This window comes from Rathayibacter sp. VKM Ac-2801, assembly GCF_009834245.1.
GTDB lineage: Bacteria > Actinomycetota > Actinomycetes > Actinomycetales > Microbacteriaceae > Rathayibacter.
On the sequence record NZ_CP047183.1, the window covers coordinates 1,864,751 to 1,881,175 of the forward strand.

Consider the following 16,425-nt stretch of genomic DNA (forward strand, 5'->3'; position numbering starts at 1 on the left):
CGGGCGCCGGTCAGCCGCCGTGCGTGAAGCGGCCCGCCAGGAGGGTCGCGGCGACGGGCATGGACCGGAGGGCTCCCGCATCGGCGGTGAGCGGATCGCGGTCGACCACCACGAGATCGGCGGGATCGCCTGCCGCGGGCGCGAGACGGCGCACCCGGGTCGAGGCCACGATCGCCTCCTCGACGCTCACCCGCTGCTCCGGGTGCCAGGGCTCGTCGCCCGGCAGCGCCCGCGCGACCGCGGCCGAGATCGCGATCCACGGGTCGAGCGGAGCGACCGGGGCGTCCGAGCCGAGCACCACGCGGGCTCCGGAGTCGAGCAGCGAGCGCAGTGGGAACGCCCGGCCGGTGCGTCCCGGCCAGTACCGCTCCGCCACCTCGCGGTCGTCGAGCGCGTGCGCGGGCTGCACTCCGGCCTCCACGCCGAGCGCGGCGAACCGCGGCAGGTCGGCCTCCGCGAGCAGCTGAGCGTGCTCGATCCGGCCTCCGCCGACCCGGCCGAGCGCGTCCAGAGCCAGAGTCGCCGCGGCGTCGCCGATCGCGTGCACAGTGGAGCGGATGCCCCCGGCGGCCGCGCGGGCGAGCAGGTCGTCGAGCTCGGCCGGCTCCACGGTGAGGACGCCGTAGCCGTCGTGGTCGGCGTAGGGGTGGGCGCAGTACGCGGTCCTCGTGTTGAGGGAGCCGTCGATCAGGACCTTGAGCGGGCCCATCCGCAGCAGTCCGTCGCCGCCGTCGAGCTCGTCGCCCGTGCGCAGTCCCTCTGCGAGGGCGCGGTCGAGGTGGTCGCGGTAGACGCCGGTGTCGACGCGGAGGGAGCGCGTCCCGCGGGCGACCCGACGCGGCCAGTCCCCCGCGTTCCAGCGCATCTCGAGGTCGACGACCCCGACCACTCCGCGGGACGCCGCCTGCCGGGCCGCCGCGTCGGCGAGTGCGTCGAGCTCGTCGTCGCCGAGGGCGCCGAGGGCGGTGACCAGCTCGAAGCAGGCGTCCTCGCGCAGCAGCTCGGGCTCCGGAGCGACGGCGTAGCGCCGGTACGCCGCGGAGTTCAGCCAGGCGCAGTGCAGGTCGCCGCTGATCAGCACGACGGGCCGCTCGGGAGACACCTCGTCCAGGAGCGCTGTCGTCGGCGCCTCGGGCCAGAGCCCGTCCCGGAAGCCGAAGCCGATCAGCGTGCCGGTGCCGGGCTCCTCCGTCAGGCGCCGTCGGACCGCGTCCGCCGTTCCGCGGGCCGACTCCTCCGACGAGACGTCCAGGCGCGGAGCCGTCATCGCCCACTGCGAGAAGTGGACGTGCTCGTCCCAGAGGCCGGGGAGCACCCAGCGCCCGTCGAGGTCGCGCACCTCGTCGCCCGGGGCGGCCGCAGCCTCCGGCCCGACCGCTTCCACTCGGCCGTCGCGCAGGAGCACGGCACCGGGACGGGGCGAGCCGAGGAGACGGGCGCCGCGGAGCAGGAGACCGCCGGTCATCGGACGGCCTCGCGGAGCGCGGCATGGACGGCTCGGCGGGCGCGGGCCGGGGGCAGTGCCTCTCCTCCGGCGCTCACGACTGGCACACCGGGCACCAGTAGAGCTTGCGCGCGCCGATCTCCTCGAGCAGCACGTTCGTGCCGCAGACCCGGCAGGGCAGGCCCTCGCGCTTGTAGACGTAGTTGCGCTCGGCTCGGCTGCGGACGGCCTTCGACCGCTCCGTCTTCGTCAGGCCCCGGCGCGTGATCATCATCCCGGTCCGGATGCCGTCCTCGAGCAGGTCCGCCCAGTCCCGCCACAGCTCCTGCGCGAGCTCCAGCGGCACCTGCTTGCCGGGAGTGTGCGGGTCGAGACCGGCGCGGTAGAGCAGCTCCGCCCGGTAGATGTTGCCGATGCCGCTGACGACGGACTGGTCCATCAGCACGAGCCCGACCGGCGTCGCCGTCCTGCGGAGCCGGTTCACGAAGCGGTCGCGCGCCTCGTCGGAGTCGTCGTCGGCCGGATCCGGACCGAGGCGGGCGAGGAGGGCCTCGACCTGGGCGGGGTCCATCACCTCGCACGCGGTGGGACCGCGCAGGTCGGCGACGGTCTCCTCCGTCATGATGCGCACGCGCACCGCGCCCACGGGCGGCGGCGGGAACTCGTCGAGGTCGGAGTCGGTCTCGTGCTCCGTCTCGGAGAGGCGCACGGCCCGGCGGCGCCGGGGAGCGCCGATGCTGCTGCCGGCCTTCCCGTCCGGGAACAGCGGAGAGACGTGCCCGAGGAAGTCCCACGCGCCGTAGAGGCCGAGGTGGACGTGCAGCGTCAGGTCGCCCTCGAAGCGCAGCAGCAGGTGCTTGCCGACGGCCGTGGAGTCGAGGACCTCGCGGCCGTCGAGGAGCGCGGCTCCCTCGGTGAAGCGGCCCTGGGGGCTGCTGGTCGAGACGCGGTGCCCGACGACGTCGCGCTCGAACTGCAGGGCGATCCGGTGGACGGAGTGCCCCTCGGGCACTCAGCGCTCCTTCGCGGCGGAGTCGACGACCCGGCCGGCGATGTCGCCGGTGGCCTCGTACTCGGCGAGCTGAGCGATGCGGCGCACGTGGCGCTCCTCGAAGGTGAAGGGCTCGGCGACGAACGCGTCGATGAAGCCGGTGGCCTCCTCGACGGAGTGCTGGCGCGCCCCGATCGAGATGACGTTCGCATCGTTGTGCTGGCGGGCCAGCACGGCGGTGCTCAGGTTCCAGACGAGCGCCGCGCGCACGCCCGCGACCTTGTTCGCCGCGATCTGCTCGCCGTTGCCCGAGCCGCCGAAGACGATGCCGAGGGCCTCGACCCCCGCCTCCTGATCACGCACGACCGCAGCGGCGGCGTTGATGCAGAAGGACGGGTAGTCGTCCAGCGGGTCGTACGACGTGGGGCCGTGGTCGATCACGTCGTGACCGGCGGCGCCGAGGTGCTCGATCAGGTGACGGCTGAAGTCCAGCCCTGCGTGGTCCGTGGCGATGTGGATGCGCACGAGAGAACTCCTCCGGAAGAGCCGTCTGGGGCCCGCGGTGCCCGGGCCGGGAGCCAGAGTACCGCGGGTCGGCTCAGTCGAACCGCGGGTCGCGGGTCCGCGAGCGCTTGAGCTCGAAGAAGCCGTCGAACGAGGCGGCCGCGACGATGCCGTCCCAGAGCGTCAGCGCCTGCTCCCCCCTCGGGATCGGCGAGATGACGGGACCGAAGAAGGCGACGTCGCCGATCGCGATGACCGGGGTGCCGACGTCCTGGCCGACCCGCTCGATCCCGTCGAAGTGGGAGGCGCGCATCGGCTCGTCGTACTCGTCCGAGTCGGCGTACGCGGCGAGCTCCGCGGGCAGGCCGAGCTCGGCGAGCGACTCGGCGATCACCGCGTCGACGTCCGTGCGGCCGCCCGGATGGATCCGGGTTCCGAGCGCGTCGTAGAGCGGCTTCACGTGCTCGCGGCCCTCGCGCTCGGCGACGGCGGCGACCAGGCGCGTGTAGCGCAGCGCGCGCGGGAGGAAGGCGCGGTACGAGTCGTCCACGTCCTTGTCCTCGTTGAGGACGGCGAGGCTCATGATGTGCCACTGCACGTCGAGGTCGCGGGCGGGGGTCACCTCGTCCACGAATCGTGAGGTCATCCAGGCCCACGGGCAGGAGGGGTCGAACCAGAAGTCCACAGAGGTCATGAGGACACGGTACGCCGCTCGCCGCGGCCGCGTCCGCGCTCCCCGGCGGCTCCGCAGGATCGGCGCCACGGGAACTCCACGGCGGGTCCCGGCAGCCCTAGGGTGGATCGGCGGCGCCCCCACCCCGGCGCCCCCGGCAGCGCCCGAGACGAACGGATGGAGCACCCCCGTGCCAGGAGACAACCTCACCCGGAGCGAGGCGCAGGAGCGCGCCTCCCTGATCCGGGTCCACGACTACGACATCGCCCTCGACCTGACCCGTGGCGCCGAGACCTTCCTCAGCACGACCACGGTGCGCTTCTCCGCCACCGAGGGCGCCTCGAGCTTCATCGACGCCGTCACGGGCACGGTCCACTCCGTCACCCTCAACGGCGCGGAGCTCGACCCGGCCGACGTCGCCGACGGCGTCCGCATCCGCCTCGACTCCCTGGCCGCGGACAACGAGCTCACCGTCGTCGCCGACGCGCTCTACACCAACACGGGCGAGGGCCTGCACCGCTTCGTCGACCCGGTCGACGGCGAGGTGTACCTCTACTCGCAGTTCGAGGTGCCCGACTCCCGCCGCGTCTTCGCGGTGTTCGAGCAGCCGGACCTCAAGGCCGAGTTCCGCTTCACCGTCACCGCGCCCGCGCAGTGGCAGGTCGTGTCGAACCAGCCCACTCCCGAGCCGGTCCCGGCGGGCGAGGGGATCGCGACCTGGAGCTTCGAGCCCACCCCGCGCATCTCCTCCTACATCACGGCCCTCGTCGCCGGCCCCTACGTGGTGGAGACCGACTCGCTCGTCTCCTCCGACGGCCGCACCATCCCGCTGGGGGTCTTCGCCCGGGCCTCGCTCGCGCCCTTCCTCGACGCCGACTACGTGTTCGAGAAGACGAAGCAGGGCTTCGCCTTCTACGAGGAGAAGTTCGGCGTCCCGTACCCGTTCGCGAAGTACGACCAGCTGTTCGTCCCCGAATTCAACGCGGGCGCGATGGAGAACGCGGGAGCGGTGACCTTCACCGAGACCTACGTGTTCCGCTCGAAGGTGACGGACGCGATCAAGGAGCGCCGGGTCGTCACGATCCTCCACGAGCTCGCCCACATGTGGTTCGGCGATCTGGTGACGATGAAGTGGTGGAACGACCTCTGGCTCAACGAGTCGTTCGCCGAGTACGCCTCCACCCTCGCCACCGCGGAGGCGACGGAGTGGACCGAGGCGTGGACCACCTTCGCCGCGATGGAGAAGAGCTGGGCCTACCGCCAGGACCAGCTGCCCTCGACCCACCCGATCGTCGCGACCATCAACGACCTCGAGGACGTCCAGGTCAACTTCGACGGCATCACCTACGCCAAGGGCGCCTCGGTGCTCAAGCAGCTCGTCGCGTGGGTCGGCGAGAAGGAGTTCCTCGCCGGCGTCCACGAGTACTTCGTCAAGCACGCGTTCTCCAACACGGAGCTGCGGGATCTGCTGGTCGAGCTCGAGGCCACCAGCGGGCGCGACCTCTCCGAGTGGTCGGCGCAGTGGCTCGAGACGGCCGGCGTGAACACGCTCCGCCCGGAGATCGCGGTCGACGAGAGCGGAGCGATCGCCTCCTTCGCGATCCTGCAGAGCGCGGTCGAGGAGTACCCGACGATCCGCCCGCACCGCCTGGCGATCGGCCTGTACGACTTCGAGGGCGAGCGCCTCGTCCGCGTCGACCGCCTCGAGCTGGACGTCGACGGGGAGCGCACCGAGGTGCCCGAGCTGATCGGCCGCACGCGCCCGGCGCTCGTGCTGCTCAACGACGACGACCTCGCGTACGCGAAGGTCCGCCTCGACGAGGCCTCGCTCGCCGTGGCCGTCGAGCACCTCGCGAGCATCGAGAGCCCGCTGGCCCGCTCGCTGGTCTGGGGCTCGGTCTGGGACTCGACCCGGGACGCCGAGTCGGCTCCGCGCGACTTCGTCCGCCTCGTCCTGGGCAACATCGCCACCGAGACCGAGTCCACGACCCTCCGGACGGTGCTCAACCAGCTCGTCGCCACCGCCACCCAGTACGTCGCTCCGGAGTACCGGGCCGAGGTCGTCGAGGAGGCGGGCGATCAGCTGTGGACGCTCGCGCAGAGCGCCGAGCCGGGCAGCGACGCGCAGTTCCAGTTCGTCAAGTTTTTCGCCGCGATCGCGTCGACCCCGGCGCACATCGAGGCCGTGCAGGCGCTGCTCGACGGCTCCACCGCGCTCGACGGCCTCGACATCGACACCGACCTCGGCTGGGAGCTGCTGATCGCTCTGGTCGCCGGCGGGCGGGCCGGCGCGGGCGACATCGACGCGGCGCTCGCCTCGGACAACACGGCGACCGGCCAGCAGTCGGCCGCGCACGCCCGTGCCGCGCTGCCGACCGCGGAGGCGAAGCGCGCGGCCTGGGACTCGGTCACGGCCGACGACTCGGCGCCGAACACGATCGTCCGCTCGACGGGCCTGGGCTTCCAGCGCGCCGCCGACCCGCATCTGCTCGACGCGATGGTCCCGGTCTACTTCGACGCCCTCCGCTCCCTCTGGGAGTCGAAGAGCTACAAGATCGCCGAGTACCTGGTCGTCGGCTTCTACCCGGCCGCCACGCCCTCGCGGGAGATCGTCGACGCCACCCGCGCGTGGCTCGACGCGAACCCGGAGGTCCCGGCGCTGCGCCGTCTCGTGATCGAGAACCTGGCCGGCGTGGAGCGCGCGCTCCGCGCCCAGGAGCGGGACGCCCGGGGCTGACCCGCGGCCGCTCGGTCCCCCGGCGCCCAGCGCTGCGGGGACCGAGCGGCGCCCCTCGACCCGTCGGGGACTACCGCTGCGGGACCGAGCGGCGCTCCGGCCCGTCGTAGGCGGACAGCGGCCGGATGAGCGCGTTCGAGCCCCGCTGCTCGATCACGTGGGCCGTCCAGCCCACCACGCGCGCCGCGACGAACAGCGGGGTGAAGATCTCGGTGTCGAACCCCATCAGGCGATAGGCGGGGCCGGACGGGTAGTCGAGGTTCGGCAGGATCCCCGTCCGCTCGGCCATCGCCTCGGCCAGAGCGTCGTAGAGCTCCATGAGCTCGCCGGCCCCCTCGTGCTCGGCGAGCCGCCGGAGAGCGGCGTCCATGGTCGGCACCCGCGAGTCGCCGGACTTGTAGACCCGGTGGCCGAACCCCATGACCTTCCGGCGCTGCCCGAGAGCCTCGGCGAGCCACTCGCGGGACCGCCGGTCCGCCTCCGGTCCGGTCCCGAGCTCGTCGAGCACGTGCAGCACGGCCTCGTTCGCCCCGCCGTGGAGCGGACCCTTGAGCGCTCCCACGGCGGCGGTCACCGCGGAGTAGACGTCCGACAGCGTCGACGTCACGACGCGGGCCGTGAAGGTCGAGGCGTTGAAGGAGTGCTCGGCGTAGAGCACCAGGGAGACGCGGAACGCGTCGACGACGACCGGCTCCGGCACCTCGCCGAAGGTCGTCCACAGGAAGTTCTCGGAGTAGTCGAGGTCGTCGCGCGGCTCGATCGGCTCGAGGCCGCGCAGGCGGCGCTGGGCGTAGGAGACGATCGCGGGCAGCGCCGCCCAGAGCCGCACGGAGCGCTCCAGCACGGCCTCGGGAGTGTCGGCGTCAGCATCCTCGTCGAGGGCGCCCAGGACGCTCACCGCCGTCCGCACCACGTCCATCGGGTGCGCCGACAGCGGCAGCAGGTCGATCACGGTGCGCACCTCGGGGGCCAGGCCGCGGTGGGACCGCTCCACGGCGGCCAGCCCGGCCGCCTCCTCCGGAGTCGGGAGCTCGCCGTGCCAGAGCAGCCAGGCCACGTCCTCGAACGAGGTCCCCGCCGCGAGCTCCTGCACGGGGTAGCCGCGGTAGAGCAGCGAGTTCGACGCCGGGTCGACCTTCGAGACGGCCGTCGTGTCGACGACGACCCCCACGAGTCCCTTGCGGATGTCCTGATCGGTCGTGCTCATCCTTCGCTCCTTCGCGAGAGGCGGGCGGCGGCGCCGGGGGGCGCCGCCGGTTCGTGCGGGTCGGCGCGCTCAGGCGCCGTAGTGGTCGGCGAGCGAGAAGTCGAAGACGCCCTCGTCGAAGCGGCTGTAGGACGCGTAGTCGAGGAGCTCGTAGAGCTCGGCGCGCGTCTGCATGCCCGGGACCTCCGAGCGGAGCGACCCCTCGGCCTTGAGGGCGTCGAGCGCCCGCATCGCGGCCCCCATCGCGATCCGGAGCAGCGAGACCGGGTGGATCACGACGTTCACGCCGACGTCGGCGAGCTGCTGCGCGGTGAACAGCTCGCTCTTGCCGAACTCGGTCATGTTGGCGAGGATCGGCACGTCGATCGCGGCGCGCACCGCCTCGAACTCGGACAGATCGCGCATCGCCTCGGGGAACACCGCGTCGGCTCCGGCGTCGACGAGGCGCTTGGCGCGGTCGATCGCGGCCGGCAGGCCGTCGAGGGCGCGGATGTCGGTGCGGGCCATGATCACCAGATCGGAGTCGCGGCGCGCGTCGACGGCCGCCGCGATCCTCCGCACCGAGGTCGCCTCGTCGACGACCGCCTTGCCGTCGAGGTGCCCGCACCGCTTGGGGTTCACCTGGTCCTCGATGTGCAGCCCCGCGACTCCGGCGTCCTCGAGCATCTGCACCGTGCGCGCGACGTTCAGCGGCTCGCCGAAGCCGGTGTCCGCGTCGACGAGGACCGGCAGGTCGGTCAGGCGCGCGATCTGCTGCGAGCGGCCGGCCACTTCGCTGAGCGTGGTGAGCCCGATGTCCGGGAGCCCCAGCTCGGCCGAGAGCACGGCGCCCGAGACGTAGATCCCGTCGAAGCCCTTCGCCTCGATGAGGCGCGCGGAGAGCGGAGTGAACGCGCCGGGCAGCTGCAGCAGCTCGCCCGAGGCGAGGCGCTCGCGGAAGAGGCGGCGCTTCTCGGCGGGAGTCCGGGTGGAGTGGAGCATCGGGCGTCCTTCCCAGGGCGGTGTCCGGGTCCGAGCGGACCCGCCTCGAATCTATACGCGCGCGGGGCCCGTGCACCCGACTCGGAGGGAGGCGTCCCGTAGCCTGGAGCGGTCATGCTGCTTCTTCAGACCTCCACCCCGGACCCTGTCGCCGCCACCGTCTCCTTCTTCGAGTCCGAGCCCTTCTGGAAGGTGGTCGCGATCCTCGGGATCGTGCTGGGCGCGCTGCTGGTGCGCGTCATCGCCCACTTCGTGATCGGCCGTGTCGTCGACCAGATCGTGTCGGGAGTGAAGCGCCGCCAGCGGGTCGAGGACACCCAGTCGATCGCCGCGTCGCCGCTCGCGGCCGTGCGGGTCGTGCAGCGCACGCGCACGCTCGGGTCGATCCTCAACAACCTGAGCTCGATCCTGATCGTCGTCATCGCCCTGGTCATGATCGTGACGACGATCGACAAGGACCTCATCGGCTCCTTCGCCCTGCTGACCGCCGCCCTCGGCGCGGGCCTGGGCTTCGGCGCGCAGAACATCGTGAAGGACGTCCTGAACGGGCTGTTCATGGTCGCGGAGGACCAGCTCGGGGTCGGCGACGTCGTCGACACGGGGCAGGCGACGGGCGTGGTCGAGTCGGTCGGCGTCCGGGTGACGCAGATCCGCGACGTCAACGGGACCCTCTGGTTCGTCCGGAACGGCGAGATCGTCCGGGTCGGGAACATGTCGCAGGGCTGGTCGCGCGTCATCGTCGACCTGGCCGTGCCCTACGAGACGGATCTCGAGCAGGTACAGTCCACGGTCCTCGCCACCGCGAACGAACTGGCGGCGAGCAGCCGCTGGCGGGCACGGATCATCGACAAGCCGGAGCTCTGGGGCCTGGAGTCCATCGCCGACGACGCCCTGGTCATCCGGGTCGTGGTCAAGACCCGCACCACCGCGAAGGACGACGTCGCCCGCGAGCTGCGCCTGCGCCTGAAGAGGTCGCTCGACGCGCTCGACGTGAAGCTCCCCTCGCTGGCGACCGTCGTCCTCGAGGGCTTCGAGGGAGCGACCAGCGTCGGAGGCGCCAAGCCGCCGCGCACCACGCCCTCCCCCACGATCAGCACCGAGCACGGCAAGCCCGTGCGCCTCCCCCGGGCGCTGCGGCGCGGGAGCGGAACGCCGCCCCAGGACGGCGGCGGCACGTCCGGCCCGACGGGACCGCGCTCGTGAGCGGCCTGCAGATCGGCGGCACGCCTCCGCTGCGCAGCTTCTGGGAGCACGTCGGCGGCCGGCCGACGTTCGAGCGCCTGGTCCGCCGGTTCTACGAGGGTGTCCGCGAGGACGAGGTGCTCTGGCCGATGTACCCCGAGCACGACCTCGAGGGCGCGATCCAGCGCCTCACCGGCTTCCTCGAGCAGTACTGGGGCGGGCCGGGCACGTACAGCGAGGAGCGCGGCCACCCGCGCCTGCGGATGCGGCACCAGCCCTTCCGGATCAACCCCGAGGCCCGCGACCACTGGCTCCAGCACATGCGGACGGCGGTCGACGGGCTCGAGCTCGCTCCGGCCGACGACGCTCTGCTCTGGGACTACCTGGAGCGCGCCGCCCACGCGATGGTGAACACCTTCGAGGAGTAGCCGCTCAGCCCGGGGTGCGGACCAGCACGTGCCCGCGGCGCGAGGTGAGCCGGCGCCAGGCGCCGCTCTCGAGAAGGGCCACCGGGTCGTCGGCGCCGAGGAACCCGAGCGCGAAGAGGGCGAACGCCGCTCCCGCCGGGACGTCCTCGAGTCCGTCGAGCGGGCGGCCCCAGACGCTCGACCGCACGCGTCCGACGATCTGCTCGCCCGTCTCGGAGCCGACGGCCGCCGCGATCTCGTCGATGCCCTCGCGCGCGACGCGCTCCAGGAATCCGGGGTCCACGGGCTCGCGTCGGGTCCACCCGCCGCGGGGCGGGGAGACGCCCGCCCAGGGGCCGGCCGTCGCGTCGTCGCCGTCGGGCAGCACGACCGGCTTGCCGTCCGCTCCGCCCGGCTCCCACTGCAGGCGGGCGAGACGATCCGACAGGGCCCGGATCGGCACGACCCGGTCGAAGCCGGCGGGCTCGTCGAGCGCGAAGACGCGCAGGCCCAGCACGGTCGCGGAGCGGTCCAGCAGACCGCGGGGCTGGAGGATCGGGGTGTAGACGGCCAGCACGTGGTCGTCAGCGAGGAGCCGGACCGCACCGTCCTCGACCCGAGCCGAACGGCCGAGGAAGACGCGCAGATCCGACAGGCTCGGCGGATCCGCCAGGGAGAAGGACGAACTCATCGCGTCGATAAACTTACCCCGCGCCGCTCGCCCCACCGCCCGACACCCCGGAGGTACCGTGCCCGATCCCCTGTCCTCGTTCCTCACCGCGCTCGACCTGACGGACACCGGCGCCCGCACCAGCGAGGACATCTCGACGGGTCCCTCGCAGTGGATGCCCGAGGGGCGGGTCTTCGGCGGCCAGGTCCTCGCGCAGTCGCTGATCGCGGCCGGTCGCACCGTGGCGGGGCGCTCCGTGCACTCGATGCACGGGTACTTCCTCCGCCCCGGGGACGTCTCCCTGCCGATCACGTTCTCGGTCGACCGGATCCACGACGGCCGCTCCTTCTGCACGCGGCGGACGCAGGCCTACCAGAACGGCCGCCCCATCCTCTCGATGATCGCCTCGTTCCAGACCGAGGACGAGGGGCTCGACCACCAGGCGCCGATGCCGGAGGGGATCCCCGACCCGGAGTCGCTGCCGAGCACCGCCGAGATCCTCGCGGGGGTCGACCACCCGGTCGGCAGCTTCTGGGCCACGCAGCGCCCCTTCGACGTGCGGCACGTCGAGCAGCCCGTGTACCTCCGGGCCGACCCCGAGCGGGTCGCCCACCAGAGCGTGTGGATGCGCTCGCTCGGACCGCTGCCGGACGATCCGATGCTGCACCGCGCCGCCCTCGCCTACGCGAGCGACTACACGATCCTCGAGTCGACGCTCCGCAGGCACGGCGCGGCCTGGACGACGCCGGGCCTGCGCATCGCGAGCCTCGACCACGCGATGTGGTGGCACCGCCCCGCGCGCGTGGACCAGTGGCTCCTCTACGTGCAGGAGGCGCCGAGCGCGTCCGGCGGACGCGGACTCTCGCTCGGGCGCATCTACACGCAGCAGGGCGTGCTCGTGGCGAGCGTCGCCCAGGAGGGCATGATCCGCGTCCCGCTGGGCTGAGCTCAGTTCCGCTTCGAGAACGTGATGGGCTCCTCGACGTAGGGGCCCCATGCCTCGCGGAGCTCCTCCGGGATGCGCTGGGGCCTGCCGGTCGCGGCGGTGACCAGCACCAGAGTGGTGGCCGCCTTCGTGAAGAGCACCCGCGGGACGACGCCGGCCGGTGAGTAGAGCTCGTAGCAGACCTCGAGGCTCGCGCCGCCGATCCGTCCGATCCACAGCTCCACGTCGATCGGCGCGCGCATGTAGGGGATCGGCGCGAGGTACTCGATCTCCTGCCGGGCGATGAGGCTGATCGACTCGGCACCCGGCCGTGCGTCGAGCACCGCCGTCGCCATCCCGCCGGGCTGCGGCGAGTCCGGCTTCCAGAACGCCTGGATGCGCGCCTCCTCGAGCAGGCGCAGCATCTCGGCGTTGTTCACGTGCGCGTAGGCGTCGAAGTCCGACCAGCGCAACGGGATGGCGACGTGCAGGCGCATCAGTCGCGGGTGAGCTTGCGGTAGGCGGAGCGGTGCGGCTTCGCCGCGTCCGGGCCGAGGCGCTCGATCTTGTTCTCCTCGTACGCCTCGAAGTTGCCCTCGAACCAGTACCAGTTGGCCGGGTCCTCCTCGGTTCCCTCGTACGCGAGGATGTGGGTCGCGATCCGGTCGAGGAACCACCGGTCGTGCGTGATCACCACGGCGCAGCCCGGGAACTCGAGGAGCGCGTTCTCGAGGCTGCCCAGGGTCTCGACGTCGAGGTCGTTGGTGGGCTCGTCGAGCAGGAGCAGGTTGCCGCCCTGCTTGAGCGTCAGCGCGAGGTTGAGGCGGTTCCGCTCGCCGCCGGAGAGGACTCCGGCCTTCTTCTGCTGGTCCGGGCCCTTGAAGCCGAACTGCGAGACGTAGGCGCGGGAGGGGATCTCGGTCTTGCCGACCGTGATGTAGTCGTGCCCGTCGGAGACGACCTCCCACAGGTTCTTCTGCGGGTCGATGCCGCCGCGGCTCTGGTCGACGTAGGAGATGTCGACCGTCTCGCCGATCTTGAGGTCGCCGGAGTCCAGCGGCTCGAAGCCGACGATCGTCTTGAAGAGCGTGGTCTTGCCGACGCCGTTCGGGCCGATGACGCCGACGATGCCGTTGCGGGGCAGGGTGAAGCTCAAGTCGTCGATCAGGACGCGCTCGCCGAACTGCTTGTGCAGCTTCTTCGCGTCGATGACCTGGGCGCCCAGGCGGGGGCCGACCGGGATGACGATCTCCTCGAAGTCGAGCACGCGCGTCTTCTCGGCCTCCGCCGCCATCTCCTCGTAGCGCGCGAGGCGCGCCTTCGACTTGGCCTGTCGGCCCTTGGCGTTGCTGCGCACCCAGTCGAGCTCGGTGGTGAGGCGCTTGGCGAGCTTGGCGTCCTTCTTGCCCTGGACCTCCAGTCGGGCGCTCTTCTTCTCGAGGTACGTCGAGTAGTTGCCCTCGTAGGGGTAGAGGTGGCCGCGGTCGACCTCGGCGATCCACTCCGCGACGTTGTCGAGGAAGTACCGGTCGTGGGTGACGGCGAGCACGGCGCCGGGGTACTTAGAGAGGAACTGCTCGAGCCAGAGCACGCTCTCGGCGTCGAGGTGGTTGGTCGGCTCGTCGAGCAGCAGCAGGTCGGGCTTCTGCAGGAGGAGCTTGGTGAGCGCCACGCGGCGCTTCTCGCCGCCCGAGAGGTTGGTGACGAGGGAGTCCCCCGGCGGGGTGCGCAGGGCGTCCATCGCCTGCTCGAGCTGCGAGTCCAGGTCCCAGGCGTCGGCGGCGTCGATCGCCTCCTGCAGGGTGCCCATCTCGGCGAGGAGGCTGTCGAAGTCCGCGTCCGGGTCGGCCATCGCGAGGGAGATCTCGTTGAAGCGGTCGATCTTGCCCTTGATCTCGCCCACGCCCTCCTGGACGTTCTCGAGCACCGTCTTGGTCTCGTCGAGCTCTGGCTCCTGCATCAGGATGCCGACGGTGTAGCCCGGGCTCAGCCTCGCCTCGCCGTTGCTCGGCGTGTCCAGCCCCGCCATGATCTTCAGGATCGTCGACTTGCCGGCGCCGTTGGGCCCGACCACGCCGATCTTCGCTCCCGGAAGGAACGACATGGTCACGTCGTCCAGGATCAGCTTGTCGCCGACCGCCTTCCGCGCGCGCACCATCGAGTAGATGTATTCAGCCATACCCAGTCCTCAAGTCCGTCGGTCTGCGCGGAGTCGCCTCGCCCGCCGGTCCCCTGCTCCGCGCGGAGGCGCTGACGCAGGCTCGGACCGGGGCGGGACGCCGGGCCCCGGCCGACGCGGTGCGCGGGCCGCGGGACCGTCCGCACCAGTCGAGGATAACGGGAACTCACCGGTCCGCGTCGGAGGGACCGCCACGACGAGATCCGCCCTCCGCTCCGGCCGGAGCCGGTGGGGAGGGCGGATCGCGTCAGCGGCCGACGGGGCGGATCAGCTGCAGGGCGTCAGGCGCTCCACCGCCTCGGACAGCGTGTCGGTGCTCCCGAGCAGGATCACCTGAGTCGCCTTGGACGCGGAGATGTCGGCGAGGACCGCCCGGGGCACGCAGGTGGGCCGAACCGCGAAGAGCGGGCTCCCGGTGTAGCCCGCCGCCGTGGCTCCGGCCAGGGCGTCGGGGAACTTCTCACCGGTCGCGAGGTAGACGGTCTCCGCCGAGGTGAAGGCCGCCTTGTTCAGCTTCTCCGAGGTGTCGTACCGGTCGGTCCCGCCGATGCGGGTGATCACCGGGCCCGTGATCGAGCGCTCGATGCCGTCGCTGACCGAGAGCGAGGAACCCGCGATGGTCAGCGTCCTGATCTTGAGGCCGCTGATGATCTGCTGGGTGAGGGGGTCCACCGTGGAGCCGGTGCCGTTGGTCAGCACCACCGGTGCGTCCTTCGCGCCGGCCGCGGCGCTGGCGCTCAGTGCGTCGGGGAACTTCTCGCCCGTCGCCAGCCAGGCCCTCGAGGAGCCGGCGGGGAAGGCGTACTGCAGGATCTTCTTCGACGTGTCGTAGCGGTCGACTCCGCCGAGGCGCGTGATGTTCCTGTTGGTCGCGTATCCGGCCAGGTCGCTGTAGACCTGGCTGCCGACGCTGAGCTCGGAGCCGACGACGACGATCTTCGCGGGCTTGAGGCGCGTCAGCTCGGTGCGGACCACCTGGCTCATCGAGTCGCGGTCGACCAGGAGCAGCGGCCCGTTCGCCTTGGCCGCTGCGGGTCCGGCGCTGAGCGCGTCCGGGAAGTTCTGCCCGGTGGCGACGTAGACGACGGGGACGTTCGCCGGGAAGGTGCGCTTGGACACCTCGACCGCGGTGCCCTGACGGTCGGTGCCCGAGATGCGCGAGACGACCGGCGAGCCGACGGGCGGAGCCGTCGGAGTGGTGGTCGGCGCGGGCGTCACCGGCGGGGTGGTCGCGGTGGCCGTGGGGGTCGGGGTCGGCGTGACGGGCGGGGTGGTGGGTCCGCTTCCCGTCACGCGGACAGCGGCGTCCGACGTGATGGTCGCTCCGCGGGGCTGCTGCACCCTGCCGTTGCTGACCCCGGTGACCTGGAGCAGGCTGCTCGCGCGGTCCTTGTAGGCGTCGTAGGCGCTGGAGGGGATCGTCACGGTGACCTTGGACTGGTCGTTGTCCGCGGTCACCTGGGCGGGGATCCGCTCGGTCCTGCTGGATCCGACGTAGGCCGCGAGTCCCTGGAGGTCGTAGAAGCCGGGCTGGTTGGACTCGAGGACGACGGTGTCGCCGCCCTTGACCTCCGGCACCTCGGCGGCGTTGCTGTACGCGAAGTACGCGGCGCTGCGCTGGAGCGTCTGCGCGGTCCCGCTGAGGTCGACCCCGCCGACGCCGCCGCTGCCGGAGGCTCCGGCGACGGAGAGGGTGGCCGACGTGGTCAGCTCGTAGCCGCTGTCGACGGGCTGGCCGATCGGCTCCCGGGGGTTCTTGATCGGCTGCTTCTGCGCGGTGATCTGCAGAGCGACGGTCCCGCCGCCGAACGAGGCGAGGGGCTGCTTCAGGTCGATGCGGAAGCTGCGGCTCCCGGACGCGAGGTTCGCCGAGCCGACCAGGTCGTAGTCCCCGATCGCCCAGTTGTAGGTCGTGAACGCCGGGTAGGAACCCGTCGGCCGAGCGGAGTCGGACAGCGTGACGTCGAGCCCGGTGACGTCGCCCGCGACGGGACTGATCTGGGCGGCCGAGAACGTCTCGGTGGTCGACCAGTTGTAGGGGCTCGTCAGAGCGACCATCCGGCTCTCCGCGGCGGCGGCCGCTCCGGCTCCGGTCGTCACTCCGAGGACGACGGCTGCCGTGCTCGCGACCGCGACGGCGGTGCGCATCCACCTCGCTCGCGTCGTCGTCTGCGGTCGGGATGTGGTCATGGCGAGTTCCCCCTCGTCGTGGTCCTCGTGCCGAGCGCTCCCGTCGGCACGTCCGCTCCGGTGCCCGCGCCGGGGCACACGTGTCGGTCAGGGCAGCCTAACCGTGCGGAGCGGCGTTCAGGGGAGGGCGGGACGGCGCCGACCGCCTCCCCCGCCGGCCGCCTCGCCCACAAGGGTGGGAGCCGATGCTCGGATCCGCACCGGTCGACGTGGTCCTCCGGCCATGGCGGACGGCGCCTCGACGCCCTCGCGACCGAGGGACGGGGACGGTGTCGAGGATCCTTTCGCCCTTTCCGTCCCCGACCGGGGCGCGGGGTCGAGCCGTTCCCGATCGA

14 protein-coding genes are annotated in these 16,425 nt (G+C 72.1%); 4 read left to right on the forward strand and 10 right to left on the reverse strand.

Going from position 1 to position 16,425, the window contains the following annotated elements; all coding sequences use genetic code 11:
- Positions 1-10 precede the first annotated feature (10 nt).
- The 4 genes from GSU45_RS08560 to GSU45_RS08575 form a co-directional block, all read right to left on the reverse strand.
- Positions 11-1,465 (reverse strand): amidohydrolase family protein, encoded by a 1,455-nt coding sequence (locus GSU45_RS08560; RefSeq protein WP_159914242.1) that lies wholly within the window; start codon positions 1,463-1,465, stop codon positions 11-13.
- A 73-nt stretch (positions 1,466-1,538) separates the two neighbouring features.
- Positions 1,539-2,456 carry a DNA-formamidopyrimidine glycosylase family protein gene (locus tag GSU45_RS08565; RefSeq protein WP_159914243.1) on the reverse strand — a complete coding sequence of 306 codons (918 nt, stop codon included), beginning with the start codon at positions 2,454-2,456 and terminating at the stop codon, positions 1,539-1,541.
- Positions 2,457-2,960: a ribose-5-phosphate isomerase gene (locus GSU45_RS08570; RefSeq protein ID WP_159914244.1), complete on the reverse strand. Its 504-nt coding sequence runs from the start codon at positions 2,958-2,960 to the stop codon at positions 2,457-2,459.
- A gap of 73 nt (positions 2,961-3,033) precedes the next feature.
- Positions 3,034-3,633, reverse strand: coding sequence for a DsbA family protein (locus tag GSU45_RS08575; RefSeq protein ID WP_159914245.1), 600 nt, complete (start codon positions 3,631-3,633; stop codon positions 3,034-3,036).
- A 169-nt stretch (positions 3,634-3,802) separates the two neighbouring features.
- Between GSU45_RS08575 and pepN the strand changes: the two genes are divergently transcribed.
- The gene (pepN, locus tag GSU45_RS08580) at positions 3,803-6,349 is read left to right on the forward strand and encodes an aminopeptidase N (RefSeq protein ID WP_159914246.1); all 2,547 of its coding nucleotides are present in this window, start codon (positions 3,803-3,805) and stop codon (positions 6,347-6,349) included.
- A 70-nt stretch (positions 6,350-6,419) separates the two neighbouring features.
- Here the strand turns inward: pepN and GSU45_RS08585 are convergent, their stop codons facing one another.
- Together GSU45_RS08585 and prpB are read right to left on the reverse strand one after the other, a co-directional pair.
- Complete coding sequence (locus tag GSU45_RS08585; protein ID WP_159914247.1) at positions 6,420-7,556, reverse strand: bifunctional 2-methylcitrate synthase/citrate synthase; 1,137 nt, start codon at positions 7,554-7,556, stop codon at positions 6,420-6,422.
- Positions 7,557-7,625: 69 nt separating this feature from the next.
- The gene (gene prpB, locus GSU45_RS08590; RefSeq protein ID WP_104223704.1) at positions 7,626-8,537 is read right to left on the reverse strand and encodes a methylisocitrate lyase; all 912 of its coding nucleotides are present in this window, start codon (positions 8,535-8,537) and stop codon (positions 7,626-7,628) included.
- 114 nt (positions 8,538-8,651) lie between these two features.
- Between prpB and GSU45_RS08595 the strand changes: the two genes are divergently transcribed.
- Both GSU45_RS08595 and GSU45_RS08600 read left to right on the forward strand, forming a co-directional pair.
- Positions 8,652-9,740: a mechanosensitive ion channel family protein gene (locus tag GSU45_RS08595; RefSeq protein WP_159914248.1), complete on the forward strand. Its 1,089-nt coding sequence runs from the start codon at positions 8,652-8,654 to the stop codon at positions 9,738-9,740.
- Positions 9,741-9,769: 29 nt separating this feature from the next.
- A complete protein-coding gene (locus tag GSU45_RS08600; RefSeq protein WP_159916985.1) occupies positions 9,770-10,147 on the forward strand; it encodes a globin in 378 nt (125 codons plus the stop codon).
- A gap of 4 nt (positions 10,148-10,151) precedes the next feature.
- On the opposite strand, the gene GSU45_RS08605 is transcribed toward GSU45_RS08600, so the two are convergent.
- On the reverse strand, positions 10,152-10,817 hold the full coding sequence (locus GSU45_RS08605) for a hypothetical protein (protein WP_159914249.1): 666 nt from the start codon (positions 10,815-10,817) through the stop codon (positions 10,152-10,154).
- Between the two features lie 58 nt (positions 10,818-10,875).
- Here GSU45_RS08605 and GSU45_RS08610 point away from each other — a divergent pair, with 58 nt between their 5' ends.
- Positions 10,876-11,742: an acyl-CoA thioesterase II gene (locus GSU45_RS08610; RefSeq protein ID WP_244248065.1), complete on the forward strand. Its 867-nt coding sequence runs from the start codon at positions 10,876-10,878 to the stop codon at positions 11,740-11,742.
- A 2-nt stretch (positions 11,743-11,744) separates the two neighbouring features.
- Here GSU45_RS08610 and GSU45_RS08615 read toward each other — a convergent pair whose 3' ends face one another.
- From GSU45_RS08615 to GSU45_RS08625, 3 genes are all read right to left on the reverse strand, one after another.
- Positions 11,745-12,218: a thioesterase family protein gene (locus tag GSU45_RS08615; RefSeq protein ID WP_159914250.1), complete on the reverse strand. Its 474-nt coding sequence runs from the start codon at positions 12,216-12,218 to the stop codon at positions 11,745-11,747.
- Complete coding sequence (ettA, locus tag GSU45_RS08620; RefSeq protein ID WP_159914252.1) at positions 12,218-13,900, reverse strand: energy-dependent translational throttle protein EttA; 1,683 nt, start codon at positions 13,898-13,900, stop codon at positions 12,218-12,220. The genes GSU45_RS08615 and ettA overlap by 1 nt, the downstream gene beginning before the upstream one ends.
- A 267-nt stretch (positions 13,901-14,167) precedes the next feature.
- The gene (locus tag GSU45_RS08625) at positions 14,168-16,090 is read right to left on the reverse strand and encodes a cell wall-binding repeat-containing protein (protein ID WP_159914254.1); all 1,923 of its coding nucleotides are present in this window, start codon (positions 16,088-16,090) and stop codon (positions 14,168-14,170) included.
- Positions 16,091-16,425 lie beyond the last annotated feature (335 nt).

Coding starts and splice junctions, on each gene's coding strand:
- GSU45_RS08560 (WP_159914242.1), bottom strand. CDS start 1,465: ATGACCGGCGGTCTCCTGCTCCGCGGCGCCCGTCTCCTCGGCTCGCCC.
- GSU45_RS08575 (WP_159914245.1), bottom strand. CDS start 3,633: ATGACCTCTGTGGACTTCTGGTTCGACCCCTCCTGCCCGTGGGCCTGG.
- GSU45_RS08585 (WP_159914247.1), bottom strand. CDS start 7,556: ATGAGCACGACCGATCAGGACATCCGCAAGGGACTCGTGGGGGTCGTC.
- prpB (WP_104223704.1), bottom strand. CDS start 8,537: ATGCTCCACTCCACCCGGACTCCCGCCGAGAAGCGCCGCCTCTTCCGC.
- GSU45_RS08595 (WP_159914248.1), top strand. CDS start 8,652: ATGCTGCTTCTTCAGACCTCCACCCCGGACCCTGTCGCCGCCACCGTC.
- GSU45_RS08605 (WP_159914249.1), bottom strand. CDS start 10,817: ATGAGTTCGTCCTTCTCCCTGGCGGATCCGCCGAGCCTGTCGGATCTG.
- GSU45_RS08615 (WP_159914250.1), bottom strand. CDS start 12,218: ATGCGCCTGCACGTCGCCATCCCGTTGCGCTGGTCGGACTTCGACGCC.
- ettA (WP_159914252.1), bottom strand. CDS start 13,900: ATGGCTGAATACATCTACTCGATGGTGCGCGCGCGGAAGGCGGTCGGC.
- GSU45_RS08625 (WP_159914254.1), bottom strand. CDS start 16,090: ATGACCACATCCCGACCGCAGACGACGACGCGAGCGAGGTGGATGCGC.